General features: G+C 70.1%; 13 protein-coding genes. 5 read left to right on the plus strand and 8 right to left on the minus strand.

The features are described 5' to 3' along the window. Positions 1 to 141: 141 nt before the first annotated feature. Genes pgl through tkt form a run of 5 tightly spaced genes read right to left on the minus strand, consistent with a single transcriptional unit; the run spans position 142 to position 6,861 of the window. Entirely contained in the window at positions 142 to 927 is a 786-nt protein-coding gene (gene pgl / locus RCO28_RS04185) for a 6-phosphogluconolactonase (RefSeq protein ID WP_308939514.1), read from the minus strand. Beyond that, positions 924 to 2,051, minus strand: coding sequence for a glucose-6-phosphate dehydrogenase assembly protein OpcA (opcA, locus tag RCO28_RS04190; RefSeq protein WP_308939515.1), 1,128 nt, complete (start codon positions 2,049 to 2,051; stop codon positions 924 to 926). The genes pgl and opcA overlap by 4 nt, the downstream gene beginning before the upstream one ends. Next, the gene (zwf, locus tag RCO28_RS04195) at positions 2,048 to 3,583 is read right to left on the minus strand and encodes a glucose-6-phosphate dehydrogenase (RefSeq protein ID WP_308939516.1); all 1,536 of its coding nucleotides are present in this window, start codon (positions 3,581 to 3,583) and stop codon (positions 2,048 to 2,050) included. Before zwf ends, opcA begins: the two co-directional genes overlap by 4 nt. A gap of 2 nt (positions 3,584 to 3,585) precedes the next feature. Beyond that, the gene (gene tal, locus RCO28_RS04200; protein ID WP_308939517.1) at positions 3,586 to 4,704 is read right to left on the minus strand and encodes a transaldolase; all 1,119 of its coding nucleotides are present in this window, start codon (positions 4,702 to 4,704) and stop codon (positions 3,586 to 3,588) included. Positions 4,705 to 4,755: 51 nt separating this feature from the next. Next, positions 4,756 to 6,861 (minus strand): transketolase, encoded by a 2,106-nt coding sequence (tkt, locus tag RCO28_RS04205; RefSeq protein WP_308939518.1) that lies wholly within the window; start codon positions 6,859 to 6,861, stop codon positions 4,756 to 4,758. A 391-nt stretch (positions 6,862 to 7,252) separates the two neighbouring features. On the opposite strand from tkt, the gene RCO28_RS04210 reads away from it, so the two are divergent. The 3 genes from RCO28_RS04210 to RCO28_RS04220 all read left to right on the plus strand — a co-directional run bounded on the left by RCO28_RS04210 (position 7,253) and on the right by RCO28_RS04220 (position 9,822). Beyond that, a complete protein-coding gene (locus tag RCO28_RS04210; protein ID WP_374991088.1) occupies positions 7,253 to 8,227 on the plus strand; it encodes a heme o synthase in 975 nt (324 codons plus the stop codon). A 101-nt stretch (positions 8,228 to 8,328) separates the two neighbouring features. Beyond that, a complete protein-coding gene (locus RCO28_RS04215; protein WP_308939519.1) occupies positions 8,329 to 8,673 on the plus strand; it encodes a hypothetical protein in 345 nt (114 codons plus the stop codon). A 69-nt stretch (positions 8,674 to 8,742) separates the two neighbouring features. Beyond that, positions 8,743 to 9,822: an amidohydrolase family protein gene (locus tag RCO28_RS04220; RefSeq protein ID WP_308939520.1), complete on the plus strand. Its 1,080-nt coding sequence runs from the start codon at positions 8,743 to 8,745 to the stop codon at positions 9,820 to 9,822. Positions 9,823 to 9,897: 75 nt separating this feature from the next. On the opposite strand, the gene RCO28_RS04225 is transcribed toward RCO28_RS04220, so the two are convergent. Genes RCO28_RS04225 through RCO28_RS04235 form a run of 3 tightly spaced genes read right to left on the minus strand, consistent with a single transcriptional unit; the run spans position 9,898 to position 12,675 of the window. Then, entirely contained in the window at positions 9,898 to 10,944 is a 1,047-nt protein-coding gene (locus tag RCO28_RS04225; RefSeq protein ID WP_308939521.1) for a COX15/CtaA family protein, read from the minus strand. Positions 10,945 to 10,975: 31 nt separating this feature from the next. Then, positions 10,976 to 11,743: an ABC transporter permease gene (locus RCO28_RS04230; protein WP_308939522.1), complete on the minus strand. Its 768-nt coding sequence runs from the start codon at positions 11,741 to 11,743 to the stop codon at positions 10,976 to 10,978. Continuing rightward, positions 11,740 to 12,675 carry an ABC transporter ATP-binding protein gene (locus RCO28_RS04235; protein ID WP_308939523.1) on the minus strand — a complete coding sequence of 312 codons (936 nt, stop codon included), beginning with the start codon at positions 12,673 to 12,675 and terminating at the stop codon, positions 11,740 to 11,742. The genes RCO28_RS04230 and RCO28_RS04235 overlap by 4 nt, the downstream gene beginning before the upstream one ends. 192 nt (positions 12,676 to 12,867) lie before the next feature. On the opposite strand from RCO28_RS04235, the gene RCO28_RS04240 reads away from it, so the two are divergent. Both RCO28_RS04240 and sufB read left to right on the plus strand, forming a co-directional pair. Then, positions 12,868 to 13,623 (plus strand): ArsR family transcriptional regulator, encoded by a 756-nt coding sequence (locus RCO28_RS04240; protein WP_308939524.1) that lies wholly within the window; start codon positions 12,868 to 12,870, stop codon positions 13,621 to 13,623. Continuing rightward, on the plus strand, positions 13,620 to 15,044 hold the full coding sequence (sufB, locus tag RCO28_RS04245; protein WP_308939525.1) for a Fe-S cluster assembly protein SufB: 1,425 nt from the start codon (positions 13,620 to 13,622) through the stop codon (positions 15,042 to 15,044). Before RCO28_RS04240 ends, sufB begins: the two co-directional genes overlap by 4 nt. Positions 15,045 to 15,170 lie beyond the last annotated feature (126 nt).

The raw sequence follows: 15,170 nt of genomic DNA on the forward strand, positions 1-15,170 counted from the left end.
CGGGAAGTGGCGGGGCTGGGTTTGATCCCCTCCCCGCCCCTTCCCGACTGTGTCCGATATGCGGCTGACGCCGCGTGGCTGCGGCGCTTCGGGGGCCAGCCCCCGGACCCCCGCTCCTCAAACGCCGGAGGGGCTGGATCGTCAGGCCGACGCCGGTGGGTACATCTCCCGCGGCAGCTGCGAAGCCGCCGCCGCGTCCAGGAGCCACAGCGTGCGTGAGCGTCCGCGCGCGCCCGCTGCCGGGGCCTGGATCTCGCCCGCGCCGGACAGCGCCATGGCCACGGCCTGTGCCTTGTCCTCGCCCGCCGCGAGCAGCCACACCTCACGGGCGGAGCGGATCGCGGGCAGGGTGAGCGAGATCCGGGTCGGCGGCGGCTTGGGGGCGCCGTGCACACCCACCACCATCCGCTCGGTCTCGCGCACCGCGGGCAGCTCGGGGAAGAGCGACGCCACATGGGTGTCGGGGCCCACACCCAGGAGCAGCACGTCGAAGGACGGAGCCTCCGAGTGGTTCTCCGGCTGTGCGGCCTTGGCCAGTTGGATCGCGTACGCCTCGGCCGCGGTGTCCGCGTCGATGCCGAACGGGCCGTCCGACGCGGGCATCGCGTGCACGCGGGCCGGGTCGAGCGGCACCGAGTCGAGCAGTGCCTCGCGGGCCTGCGTGACATTGCGGTCCGGGTCGCCTTCCGGCAGGAACCGCTCGTCGCCCCACCAGAGGTCGAGGCGGCTCCAGTCGATGGCGTCCCGCGCGGGGGACGTGCCGAGCGCGGCGAGCAGGCCGTTGCCGTTGCGGCCGCCGGTGAGGACCACGGACGCCGAGCCACGGGCGGCCTGCGCGTCCACGATCTTCGTGATCAGGCGGGCCGCGGCGGCCTGGGCCATGAGTTCCTTGTCGCGGTGGACGACGAGTTGCGGAGCCGTACTCACTTCGACGCCGCCTTCGAACCGCCGCCGGACGAACCGTCCGAACTCGCCTTCTTCGCCGGGGACTTGGCCGCCTTCTTCGCACCCGAAGAACCCGCACCCGAAGAACCCGCACCCGAAGAACCCGCACCTGAACCCGAACCCGCTCCCGAAGCAGCATCCGCCGGCGACGCGACCTGCGGCACCGACTTCGCCGAGTCCGCCTCCCCGAGCCGGTCGACGCCGTACTTCAGCGCCGACGCGTAGGTGTCGTCCGGGTCGAGGCGACGCAGCTCCTCGGCGATCAGCTCGGCCGTCTCGCGCCGCTTGAGCGCCACCGCACGGTCCGGCTGGCCCTGCACCGAGAGCGTCGCCAGGGAACCGTCGGCCCGGTCGAGCACGATCGGGCCGCAGTCGGTGTCCAGACGTACCGAGGTGAGCCCCGGACCGCTGGACAGCGAACGGGTCACCGGCACCGAGAGCCGGTCGGCGAGCCACATGCCGAGCAGCTCACAGCTCGGGTTGAACTCCTCGCCCTCCACCTCGGCCGCCGTGACCTCGCAGGTCACCTGGTCGAGAGCGGCGGCCAGCATGGAGCGCCACGGGGTGATCCGGGTCCACGACAGATCCGTGTCGCCGGGCGTGTACGTCTCCGCGCGGGAGGCCAGCTCGTGGATGGGCTGCTCCGCCGCGTACGTATCGGTCACCCGGCGCTGCGCGAGCGCGCCCAGCGGGTCGCCCACCGGGTCGAGCGGCGCGTTCACCGGCCACCACACGACGACCGGGGCGTCCGGAAGGAGCAGCGGCAGGACCACCGACTGGGCGTGGTTGATGACGTCGCCGTAGAGGCGGAGCACGATCGTCTCGCCCGTACCGGCGTCGGCGCCCACCCGGACATCGGCGTCCAGGCGCGAGGACGTCCGGTCACGGGGGGAACGCGCGGCCCTCTTGATGACGACGAGGGTGCGCGAGGGGTGCTCGCGCGAGGCCTCGCTGGCCGCCTTCAGGGAGTCGTACGCGTTCTCCTCGTCGGTGACGATGACCAGCGTGAGCACCATGCCGATGGCGGGGGAGCCGATGGCGCGGCGGCCCTGCACGAGGGCCTTGTTGACCTTGCTGGCCGTGGTGTCCGTGAGGTCGATCTTCATGGCCGACGCCAGCTCCGTCCGTCTCGTTCGAGCATTTCGTCCGCCTCGACGGGGCCCCAGGTGCCCGATGCGTACTGCGCGGGCTTGCCGTTCCTGTCCCAGTGCTGCTCGATCGGGTCGAGGATGTTCCAGGACAGCTCGACCTCCTCGGTGCGCGGGAAGAGGTTCGAATCGCCCAACAGCACGTCCAGGATGAGCCGTTCGTACGCCTCGGGGCTGGACTCCGTGAAGGACTCGCCGTACGCGAAGTCCATGGAGACGTCCCTGACCTCCATCGATGTGCCCGGCACCTTCGAGCCGAACCGCATCGTGACGCCCTCGTCCGGCTGGACCCGGATGACCAGGGCGTTCTGCCCCAGCTCCTCGGTCGCGGTGTGGTCGAAGGGGGAGTGCGGGGCGCGCTGGAAGACGACCGCGATCTCGGTGACGCGGCGGCCGAGGCGCTTGCCGGTGCGCAGATAGAACGGGACGCCCGCCCAGCGGCGGTTGTCGATCTCCAGCTTTATGGCGGCGAACGTGTCGGTCTTCGACTGCGCGTCGATGCCGTCCTCTTGGAGGTAGCCGATGACCTTCTCGCCGCCCTGCCAGCCGGCCGCGTACTGCCCGCGGACCGTGCCCTTCGACAGATCCTTGGGGATCTTCACCGCGCCGAGGACCTTGGTCTTCTCGGCGGCGAGCGCGTCCGCGTCGAAGGAGGCGGGCTCCTCCATCGCGGTCAGGGCGAGCAGCTGGAGCAGGTGGTTCTGGATGACGTCACGGGCGGCGCCGATGCCGTCGTAGTACCCGGCGCGGCCGCCGATGCCGATGTCCTCGGCCATCGTGATCTGCACGTGGTCGACGTACGACCGGTTCCAGATCGGCTCGAAGAGCGTGTTGGCGAAGCGGAGCGCCAGGATGTTCTGGACGGTCTCCTTGCCGAGGTAGTGGTCGATACGGAAGACCTGGTCGGGCTTGAACACCTCGTGCACGATGGCGTTCAGCTCCTGGGCGGAGGCCAGGTCGTGCCCGAAGGGCTTCTCGATGACCCCGCGCCGCCAGGACTCCCCGCGCTGGTCGGCCAGGCCGTGCTTCTTCAGCTGCTGGACGACATTGGGGAAGAACTTCGGCGGCACCGACAGATAGAAGGCGAAGTTGCCGCCCGTGCCCTGCGCCTTGTCGAGCTCCTCCATCGTCGACTTCAGCGTCTCGAACGCGTCGTCGTCGTCGAAGTTGCCCTGCACGAACCGCATGCCCTGGCTCAGCTGCTGCCAGACCTCCTCGCGGAACGGCGTCCGGGCGTGCTCCTTGACCGCGTCGTGCACCTCCTGCGCGAAGTCCTCGTCCTGCCACTCGCGCCGGGCGAAGCCGATCAGCGAGAAGCCCGGCGGCAGCAGCCCCCGGTTGGCCAGGTCGTAGACGGCAGGCATCAGCTTCTTACGGGACAAATCGCCCGTGACGCCGAAGATCACCAGGCCCGACGGCCCCGCGATACGCGGGAGCCGTCGGTCCAGTGCGTCACGAAGCGGGTTGGCTCCGTTGACAGTTGGAGACAAGATCAGCCTTCCGAAGGGGCGAGGCGCTTGAGCTCCGCCTCGGTCGACTTGAGCAGGTCGTTCCAGGACGCCTCGAACTTGTCGACGCCCTCGTCCTCGAGGAGCTGCACGACCTCGTCGTACGAGATCCCCAGCTTCTCGACGGCGTCGAGCTCGGCGCGGGACTGCTCGTACGTGCCCGCGACGGTGTTGCCGGTGATCTTGCCGTGGTCGGCGGTCGCCTCGAGGGTGGCCTCCGGCATGGTGTTCACCGTGTTCGGCGCGACCAGGTCGTCGACGTACAGGGTGTCCTTGTACGCCTTGTCCTTGACGCCCGTGGACGCCCACAGGGGGCGCTGCTTGTTGGCGTTGGCCTTGTCCAGGGCGGCCCAGCGGTCCGAGGAGAAGACCTCTTCGTACGCCTCGTACGCGAGCCGGGCGTTGGCGAGGCCGGCCTTGCCGCGGGCGGCCTTGGCGTTCTCGGTGCCCAGGGCGTCGATGCGCTTGTCGATCTCGGTGTCCACGCGGGACACGAAGAAGGACGCCACCGAGTGGATCAGCGAGATGTCCAGGCCCGCGGCCTTGGCCTTCTCCAGACCGGCGAGGTAGGCGTCCATGACCGCGCGGTACCGCTCAAGGGAGAAGATCAGCGTGACGTTGACGCTGATGCCCTTGCCGATGACCTCGGTGATCGCGGGCAGACCGGCCTTGGTCGCCGGGATCTTGATCAGCGTGTTGGGGCGGTCCACCAGCCACGCCAGCTGCTTGGCCTCGGCGACCGTGGCCGTCGTGTTGTGGGCCAGGCGCGGGTCGACCTCGATCGAGACGCGGCCGTCCTTGCCGCCGGTGGCGTCGAAGACGGGGCGCAGGATGTCGGCGGCGTCGCGCACGTCGGCCGTCGTGATCATGCGGACGGCTTCCTCGACGGTGACCTTGCGGGCCGCGAGGTCGGCGAGCTGCTGCTCGTAACCGTCGCCGCCGGAGATCGCCTTCTGGAAGATCGACGGGTTGGTGGTGACGCCCACGACGTGCTGCTGGTCGATCAGCTCGGCGAGGTTGCCGGACGTGATCCGCTTGCGCGACAGGTCGTCCAGCCAGATCGCGACGCCTTCTTCAGAGAGGCGCTTGAGTGCGTCTGTCATGGAAATTGCATCTCCTGCTTGTGATGAGGGGTAAGTCGTCGTGTGTCAGCGTCAGCGCTGCGCGGCCTCGATACCTGCAACAAATTCAAGCGAGCCCTTGGCCGCGGCGGCCACGGCGTCGGCGGTGAAGCCGAACTCCTTGAAGAGGACCTTCGCGTCGGCGGAGGCGCCGAAGTGCTCGAGGGAGACGATCCGGCCGGCGTCGCCGACGTACTTGTGCCAGGTCAGACCGATACCGGCCTCGACCGCCACACGCGCCTTGACCGACGGCGGCAGGACGCTGTCGCGGTACTCCTGCGACTGCTCCTCGAACCACTCCACGCACGGCATCGACACGACCCGGGTCGGGACACCGGCGGCCTGGAGCTGCTCACGGGCCTGGACGGCCAGCTGCACCTCGGAACCGGTACCGATGAGCACGGCCTCGGGCTTGCCGCCCTCGGCGTCGAAGAGGACATAACCGCCCTTGGCGGCGTCCTCGTCGCGCTCGTACGTCGGCACACCCTGGCGGGTGAGGGCGAGACCGTGCGGGGTGCCCTTGCCGAACTCCTTGGTGTAGCGCTTGAGGATCTCGCGCCAGGCGATCGCGGTCTCGTTGGCGTCCGCGGGACGGACCACGTTGAGGCCGGGGATGGCGCGCAGCGAGGCCAGGTGCTCGACCGGCTGGTGCGTCGGGCCGTCCTCACCGAGGCCGACGGAGTCGTGCGTCCACACGTACGTCACCGGCAGGTGCATCAGGGCCGACAGGCGCACCGCGTTGCGCATGTAGTCGGAGAACACCAGGAAGGTGCCGCCGTAGATACGCGTGTGGCCGTGCAGCGCGATGCCGTTCATGGCGGCGGCCATCGCGTGCTCGCGGATGCCGAAGTGGATCGTCCGGCCGTACGGGTCCGCGCCCGGCAGCGGGTTGCCCTCGGGGAGGAACGAACTCGTCTTGTCGATCGTGGTGTTGTTGGAGCCCGCCAGGTCGGCCGAGCCGCCCCACAGCTCCGGCAGCACCGCACCGAGCGCCTGAAGTACCTTGCCCGAGGCGGCACGCGTCGCGACGCCCTTGCCGGTCTCGAACTCCGGGAGCTTCTCCTCCCAGCCGGCCGGGAGCTCGCCCGCCTGGATGCGGTCGAACTCGGCGGCGCGCTCCGGGTTGGCGGTGCGCCAGGCGGCGAAGCCCTTCTCCCACTCGGCCTTCGCCTGCACGCCGCGCTCCAGCGCCTCGCGGGTGTGGCCGATGACCTCGTCGGAGACCTCGAAGCTCTGCTCCGGGTCGAAGCCCAACACCCGCTTGGTGGCGGCGACTTCCTCGTCACCGAGGGCGGAGCCGTGCGCGGCCTCGGTGTTCTGCGCGCTCGGCGCCGGCCAGGCGATGATCGAACGGGCCGCGATGAACGACGGCTTGTCCGTGACGGCCTTCGCGGCCTGCAGCGCCTCGTACAGACCCTTCGGGTCCAGGTCGCCGCTGGGCAGCTGCTCGACGCGCTGCACATGCCAGCCGTACGCCTCGTACCGCTTGAGGGTGTCCTCCGAGACGGCCGTCTCCGTGTCGCCCTCGATGGAGATGTGGTTGTCGTCCCACAGCATCACGAGGTTGCCGAGCTTCTGGTGGCCCGCGAGGGAGGACGCCTCGGCGGCGATGCCCTCCTGCAGACAGCCGTCACCGGCGATGACCCACACCGTGTGGTCGAACGGGGACTCGCCCGCGGGCGCCTGAGGGTCGAACAGACCGCGCTCGTACCGCGCGGCCATGGCCATGCCCACCGCGTTCGCGACACCCTGGCCGAGCGGGCCCGTGGTCGTCTCGACGCCGGCGGTGTGGCCGTACTCCGGGTGGCCCGGGGTCTTCGAGCCCCAGGTGCGGAACGCCTTGAGGTCATCGAGCTCCAGGCCGTACCCGGCCAGGTACAGCTGGATGTACAGCGTCAGCGACGAGTGCCCCGCGGAGAGGACGAACCGGTCGCGGCCCACCCAGTCGGCGTCCGCGGGGTCGTGCCGCATCACCTTCTGGAAGAGGGTGTACGCGGCGGGCGCGAGGCTCATGGCCGTACCGGGATGGCCGTTACCGACCTTCTGTACGGCGTCGGCGGCAAGGACGCGGGCGGTGTCAACGGCCCGCTGGTCCAGATCGGTCCACTCGAGGTCTGTGGTGGTCGGCTCGGTGCTCACCCTGGGTCAGGGCTCCTCTCCACATGCTCTACATGTCGAACGTCGTCGCCGAACGTCGTCGTCCGCCGTCGTGTGTCGTCGACTCACGGCGCCGTCGTGCGCCGGTCGCTGTCGAGCCTACCGCCGCGCGAGCGTGCATCTTTTCGACTCGTCCCAGACTGCCGGGGGTCTGTCACCTTCGCCTCCCGAGCCGTTCACCGGCGGTGCCCCGCACGGCCGTCAGCGGGCGCCGGACGAGCGTCGCGGCAGCCGGCCCAACACGACCGACCCCCGCGAAGAGCCGGGTATGGCCTACGTCTACAGTGGCGTGGTACGCGCGAGCCTTTACCGGGTCTTCATATTCAGGTGACACCCACGGTCGGCTTGCTGGGAGTCTCTGTCAGGGGTGTGCGTGACGGCCGTTGAATCCCGTCCAGAAGGTGGGGGCATCGCCCATGCCGAGGACGCGGCGGGTGAGCTCGGGGCGAACTCCGGCCGTCGGCCGATCGGTCCCCTCGTCATGGGGTTCGTGGCGCTGACCAAGCCCCGCATCATCGAACTGCTCCTCATCACCACGGTCCCGGTGATGTTCCTCGCCGAGCAGGGCGTGCCCAACCTGTGGCTGGTCCTCGCGACCTGCTTCGGCGGCTACCTCTCCGCGGGCGGCGCCAACGCCCTGAACATGTGGTACGACCGGGACATCGACGCCCTCATGGAGCGCACCCGGAACCGCCCCCTGGTCACCGGCCTGATCAGCCCCACCGAGGGCCTGGTCTTCGGTGTCGCCCTCGCCGTGATCTCCACGGTCTGGTTCGGCCTCCTCGTCAACTGGCTCTCGGCCGCGCTCTCGCTCGGCGCGCTGCTCTTCTACGTCGTCGTCTACACGATGATCCTCAAGCGCAGGACCGCGCAGAACATCGTCTGGGGCGGCATCGCCGGCTGCCTCCCGGTCCTCATCGGCTGGTCCTCGGTGACCAACTCGATGTCCTGGGCCGCCGTCATCCTCTTCATGGTGATCTTCTTCTGGACTCCGCCGCACTACTGGCCGCTGTCCATGAAGGTCAAGGACGACTACGCGCGCGCCCAGGTCCCGATGCTCCCGGTGATCGCCTCCAACAAGGTCGTCGCCAAGCAGATCGTCCTCTACAGCTGGGTCATGGTCGGCGTCTCGCTGCTGCTCCAGCCGCTCGGCTACACCGGCTGGTTCTACACCGCGGTCGCGCTGGCCACCGGCGGCTTCTGGCTCTGGGAGGCGCACGCGCTGCAGGCCCGTGCGAAGTCGGGGGTGACGGGCGCGAAGCTCAAGGAGATGCGCCTGTTCCACTGGTCCATCACCTACGTGTCGCTGCTGTTCGTGGCGGTCGCGGTGGATCCGTTCCTGCGCTGAGCCACTGACCTTCGTACGCCGGGCGGCTGCCTCTCAGCTGCCCGGCGTAGGTGTGTCAGGGGTCATTGCCGCCGCTGAAAACCCACAAGTAGCCTTGCGGTATGGCAGACACCAAGGTCGAAGAGAAGCCCGCGGACGCGCGCGCGGAGCGGCAGGCGGCGAAGCTCGCCAAGGAGATCACCGCCTTCGCGAAGGCGCACGGCGGCGCCGAGGCGCAGGTCGCGTACATCGGGGAGCGCGGCTCCCGCATCGTCCTCGTCGGTGAGGACGGCGGCTGGGGCGACCTCGTCGCGCGCACCGACGCCGTCGCGCGCAGGGCCGTCGAGAAGTCCGGGCTCACCGTCCACGAGGACTTCGACGGCGAGTTCGCGGCCAAGGTCGTCACCGGTCGGTACGAGTGGTCGCGCATGGCGGGCCTGCAGGTCGGGGGCCCGAGCAACACCTGAGACCGGGTTCACCCGTTAGGACCGTAGACGGACAGCAGTCCCGCCCACGGTCCACGCACGGGAGCCCGGATGATCGAGACACCGCCCCTGGTCGACCAGTGCTGCCACGGGGTGCTGCGTACGGAGCTGGGCCTCGGCACCTTCGAGGCCCACCTCGGCCGGGGCGAGGGACCGCCCGCCCCCGGCACCACCTTCTTCGACACCCAGACCGGGTTCGCGGTGCGCCGCTGGTGCCCGCCGCTGCTCGGCCTCGAACCGCACTGCCCGCCCGCCCGCTATCTGGCCAGGCGCCGCGAGCTCGGCGTGATCGAGGCGGGCCGCCGGCTGCTCCGGGCCACCGGCATCGGCACGTATCTCGTCGACACCGGGCTGCCCGGGGATCTGACAGGCCCGCCCGAACTGGCCGCCGCGGGCGCCGCCGAGGCCCACGAGATCGTCCGCCTCGAACTCCTCGCCGAGCAGGTCGCCGACACCTCCGGCACCGTCGAGACCTTCCTCGCCAACCTCGCCGAGTGCGTCCACGGAGCCGCCGCGGGCGCCGTCGCCTTCGCCTCCGTCGGGGGTGCGCACGGCCTCGCCCTCGCGCCGCAGCCGCCGGACGCCGGGGAGGTGCGCGGCGCCGCCGACCGCTGGCTCGCCGGGCGCCGCGTGGGCGACCGCCTCACCCATCCCGTACTTCTGCGGCACCTCGTCTGGATCGCCGTGGCCTCCGGGCTCCCGCTCCAACTGCACGCGGGTACGGGGGATCCGCAGCGGTACGTGGGGGAGTTCGCGCGGGCCACGGCCGGGCTCGGCACGGATCTGGTGCTGCTCCACGGCTACCCGTACCACCGTCAGGCCGCGCACCTCGCCGGGGTGTTCCCGCACGTCTACGCGGACCTCGGCCCCGCGCTCGTACGGACCGGGGCGCGGGCGGCGACGCTGCTCGCGGAGATTCTCGAACTCGCCCCGTTCGGCAAGCTGTTGTTCTCCAGCGGCGCGCACGGCCTGCCGGAGCTGCATGTGGTCGGGGCGCAGCTGTTCCGGGAGGCGCTGGGGCGGGTGCTCGGGGGGTGGGTGGCCGAGGGGGCTTGGTCGCGGGCGGATGCGGATCGCGTCGCGGGGTTGATCGCGTCGGGGAATGCGCGCAGGGTGTACGGGCTTGGTTGAGCCCCTCTGGGGGCACCTCCCAGCGGTAGCTGGGGGAGATTGAGGAGCGGGGTCCGGGGGCGGAGCCCCCTGGGGTCAGACCGTCGAGAGTTCCGGGTCCGGCTGGGACGGGACGCCCGGTTCGACGCGGGGGCGTTCGTGCAGGGCCAACAGGACTCGTACCACCGCGATCCACACCAGGCACGAGCCCAGCATGTGGGCGCCGACCAGGACCTCGGGCAGCTCCGTGAAGTACTGCACGTAACCGATCACGCCCTGGGCGAGCAGGATCAGGAACAGGTCGCGGGTGCGGGCCAGCGGGCCGCGCGGGGCGTCGACCGCCTTGAGCACGAACCACAGCGCGAAGGTCAGCGAGACCACGACCCAGGCGAGGACCGCGTGCAGCTTGGAGACGCCCTCCCAGTCGAGGCCGATGGCGCCGATGTCCATCCGGGGTACGTCGCTGGAGTCACCGGCGTGCGGACCCGAGCCGGTGACCACCGTGCCGATCGCGACCAGAAGGCCGGACGCGACGACCAGACACCACACCAGCTGCCGCACGGCCTTGCCGACCAGCGGACGCGGCGCGGCGTCCCCCTCGCCCTCGCCGGTGCGCACCCACATCAGCGTGGCGACCGTGATCAGCGCCGTGGAGAGCAGGAAGTGCGCGGCCACGGTGTACGGGTTGAGGCCCACCAGGACGACGATGCCGCCGAGGACGGCGTTGCCCATCACGATCCAGAACTGGGTCCAGCCGAGCCGGGTCAGGCTGCGGCGGCGCGGCTTCTGCGAGCGGGCCGCGATGATCGCCCAGCCGACCGCCGCGCACAGCACGTACGTGAGCATGCGGTTGCCGAACTCGATGACGCCGTGGACGCCCATCTCGCTGGTCGCGGTGAGGGAGTCGGCGGTGCACTTCGGCCAGGTCGGGCAGCCGAGGCCGGAGCCGGTCAGCCGGACGGCGCCGCCGGTGACCACGATCACGCAGCTCATGACGAGGGCGGTGAGCGCCGCGAGCCGGACCGTCCGGGTTTCGGGAGTCCAGCGCTCGGCGATGAAGGCGAGCGGATTGCGCGCGGCTTGAGCCAGTTCGGCTCGGGTCAACTTCGGCACGCGCACCATCGTAGAGGGGGCCTTGTGCATCGGTTCACGAGGGGGAGCGAAAGCGGACGGTCTACTCCCAGCGGAAGAACCGGGCCGCAGCCCCCAGGCCGAGGACCGCCCACACCGCGAGGATGCCGAGCGCGCCCCAGGGCAGCGCGGCGCCGTTCTGCAGTACGTCCCGAAGTCCGTCCGAGAGCGCCGAGATGGGCAGCAGGCCGAGCACGGACTGGGCCGCCTCCGGGAACTTGTCGAGCGGCACGACCACGCCGCCGCCGACGAGCAGCAGCAGGAACACCAGGTTCGCGGCGGCAAGGGTGGCCTCGGCCTTGAGGGTGCCGGCCATCAGCAGGCCGAGCCCGGAGAAGGCCGCCGTACCGAGGACCAGGAGCAGCACCACGGAGAGCGGGTCGCCGTGCGGGGACCAGCCGAGCGCGAGGGCGATCGCCGTGAGCAGCGCGATCTGCAGCACCTCGGTGACCAGGACCGACAGCGTCTTCGCGGTCATCAGGGCCCAGCGCGGCAGCGGCGAGGCGCCGAGCCGCTTGAGCACGCCGTACCGCCGCTCGAAGCCGGTCGCGATCGCCTGGCCCGTGAAGGCCGTCGACATCACGGCGAGCGCGAGGACACCCGGGGCGAGGAAGTCCACGGCCCTGCCGTCGCCGGTATCGACGATGTCGACTGTCGAGAAGAGGACCAGGAGCAGCGAGGGGATGACCACCGTGAGGAGCAGCTGCTCGCCGTTGCGCAGCAGCATCTTCGTCTCCAGGGCCGCCTGCGCCGCGATCATCCGCCCGACCGGGGCGGCCCCGGGCTTCGGGATATAAGTACCGGCGCTCATCCGCGCAGCTCCTTACCGGTCATCTCCAGGAAGACGTCTTCAAGGGTGTGCCGCTCCACCGAGATCCTCTCCGGCATCACGCCGTGCTGGGCGCACCAGGAGGTGACAGTGGCGAGCAGCTGCGGGCCGACGGTGCCGGTGACGCGGTACGAGCCCGGGGTGAGCTCGGCCGCCGCGCTGTCCGTCGGCAGGGCCTTCAGGAGCGAGGCCACGTCGAGCCCGGGGCGGCCGGTGAAGCGCAGGGTGTTCTCGGCGCCGCCCTTGCAGAGCTGCTCGGGGCTGCCCTGGGCGACGACCCGGCCCGCGTCGACGATCGCGACGTCGTCCGCGAGCTGCTCCGCCTCGTCCATGTAGTGCGTGGTGAGGACCACGGAGACGCCGTCGGCGCGCAGCTCGCGGACCAGGTCCCAGGTGGAGCGGCGGGCCTGCGGGTCGAGGCCCGCGGTCGGCTCGTCGAGGAAGACGAGCTCGGGCCGGCCCACCACGGCCATCGCGAGGGCGAGCCGCTGCTGCTGTCCGCCGGAGAGCCTCCGGTAGGTCGTACGGCCGCAGGAGCCGAGGCCGAGACGCTCGATCAGGGCGTCCACGTCCAGCGGCTGGGCGTGCAGCTTCGCCATGTGGCGCAGCATCTCGTCGGCCCGGGCACCGGAGTAGACGCCGCCGGACTGCAGCATCACGCCGATCCGCGGGCGCAGCGCTCCGGCCTGCCTGACCGGGTCGAGGCCGAGGACGCGGACCTGGCCCGCGTCCGGCCTGCGGTAGCCCTCGCAGGTCTCGATCGTGGTGGTCTTGCCGGCGCCGTTGGGGCCGAGCACGGCGGTGACGCCGGCGTGGGCCGTGAGGTCGAGGCCGTCCACCGCGGTCTTCGGTCCGTACCGCTTCACCAGGCCGCGTACCTGGAGGACGCCGCCTGCGACGGGCTCTTCATGCATGCCGGGAAGTCTAGAGAGCGCCCCCGGGTGGCCGGTACGGGGCCTGGTGGCTTCCCACCACGGACAGGCCGCGCAGACCGCCGGGGCCCGTGGAAACACACAGAAATTAGGTGAACCTTAGTGATCGAGGCCACCGGCGGGGGGTTCGGACGCGGCTTTACGGGGCCAGAGGAATTACGCAACAATGGCGTTGTGAAAAACGTTGGCGAGGCTCCGCAGGAGGAACTCGCGACCGGTGAGCGCAGTACGCGCAACCGCGTCGCGCGCTCCATCCTGGACCACGGACCGTCCACCGTGGCCGAGCTCGCAGGCAGGCTCGGCCTCACCCAGGCCGCAGTGCGCAGGCACCTCGACGCCCTGGTCGCCGACGACGTAGTGGCACCCCGTGAACAGCGGGTCTACGGCGCGCGCACCCGAGGCCGCCCGGCCAAGGTGTTCGCCCTGACCGACTGCGGTCGGGACGCCTTCGACCAGTCCTACGACAAGCTCGCCGCCGAGGCGCTGCACTGGATCTCCCAGTCGGCCGGCGGCGGGGAACTCGGGGACGCCGCGGTCGCCGCCTTCGCGCGCGCCCGGCTGGCCGCCACCGCGGAGAAATACCGCGAGCAGCTGGCCGCCGTGGCCCCCGAACAGCGCGCGGAGACCCTGGCCAGGGCACTCACGGCCGACGGGTACGCTGCTACGGCGCGTAGCGCACCGGTCGGCGAGCAGCTGTGTCAGCACCACTGCCCGGTCGCCCATGTGGCCGAACAGTTCCCGCAGCTGTGCGAGGCGGAGACGGAACTCTTCAGCCATCTGCTCGGCACCCATGTGCAGCGACTGGCCACCATCGCCCACGGGGACGGGGTGTGCACCACCTTCATCCCCCGCGTCGAGACCGTCTCGCCACAGCAAGAACCGAAGACCACCACAGCATCTGCAAGCACGGCCGGGAGGAACCCCGCATGACGCTCCCCATCGAGGAGACTGCCCACCCTGAGCTCGAGGGCCTGGGCAAGTACGAATACGGCTGGGCCGACTCCGACGCCGCCGGTGCCTCTGCCAAGCGCGGCATCAACGAGAACGTCGTCCGCGACATCTCGTCGAAGAAGAACGAGCCGGAGTGGATGACCAAGCTCCGCCTCAAGGGCCTGCGCCTGTTCGACAAGAAGCCCATGCCGAACTGGGGCTCCGACCTCTCCGGCATCGACTTCGACAACATCAAGTACTTCGTGCGGTCCACGGAGAAGCAGGCCACCTCCTGGGAGGACCTGCCCGAGGACATCAAGAACACGTACGACAAGCTCGGCATCCCGGAGGCCGAGAAGCAGCGCCTCGTCGCCGGTGTCGCCGCGCAGTACGAGTCGGAGGTCGTCTACCACCAGATCCGTGAGGACCTGGAGGAGCAGGGCGTCATCTTCGTCGACACCGACACCGCCCTGAAGGAGCACGAGGAGCTCTTCAAGGAGTACTTCGGCACCGTCATCCCCGTCGGCGACAACAAGTTCGCGTCGCTGAACACGGCCGTCTGGTCCGGCGGTTCCTTCATCTACGTGCCGAAGGGCGTGCACGTGGAGATCCCGCTCCAGGCCTACTTCCGGATCAACACCGAGAACATGGGCCAGTTCGAGCGGACGCTGATCATCGTCGACGAGGACGCCTACGTCCACTACGTCGAGGGCTGCACCGCGCCGATCTACCAGTCGGACTCGCTGCACTCCGCGGTCGTCGAGATCATCGTGAAGAAGGGCGCCCGCTGCCGCTACACGACCATCCAGAACTGGTCGAACAACGTCTACAACCTGGTCACCAAGCGCGCCGTGGCGTACGAGGGCGCGACCATGGAGTGGATCGACGGCAACATCGGCTCCAAGGTCACCATGAAGTACCCGGCCGTCTACCTGATGGGCGAGCACGCCAAGGGCGAGACCCTGTCCATCGCCTTCGCGGGCGAGGGCCAGCACCAGGACGCCGGCTCCAAGATGGTCCACATGGCGCCGAACACCTCGTCCAACATCGTCTCCAAGTCGGTGGCCCGCGGCGGCGGTCGTACGTCGTACCGCGGTCTGGTCGAGATCGGCGAGGGCGCCCCGGGCTCCAAGTCCAACGTCCTCTGTGACGCCCTGCTCGTCGACACCATCTCGCGCTCGGACACGTACCCGTACGTGGACGTCCGCGAGGACGACGTCTCCATGGGCCACGAGGCCACCGTCTCCAAGGTCTCCGAGGACCAGCTCTTCTACCTGATGAGCCGCGGCATGACCGAGTTCGAGGCCATGGCGATGATCGTGCGCGGCTTCGTCGAGCCGATCGCCAAGGAGCTGCCGATGGAGTACGCCCTGGAGCTGAACCGGCTGATCGAGCTGCAGATGGAGGGCGCGGTCGGTTAAGCACCGGCCGCGGGGGCCGGGCGGTGCTCAACCGGCCCGGCTCCCGCTCCTCGATCGTTCGCCGATCGACCCTCGATCCGAAGCAGCTACACGTCTTGATCCAAGAAAGTGAGCACTACGACAGCC

The sequence above is a fragment of the Streptomyces sp. LHD-70 genome (assembly GCF_031157275.1).
Lineage (GTDB): Bacteria > Actinomycetota > Actinomycetes > Streptomycetales > Streptomycetaceae > Streptomyces.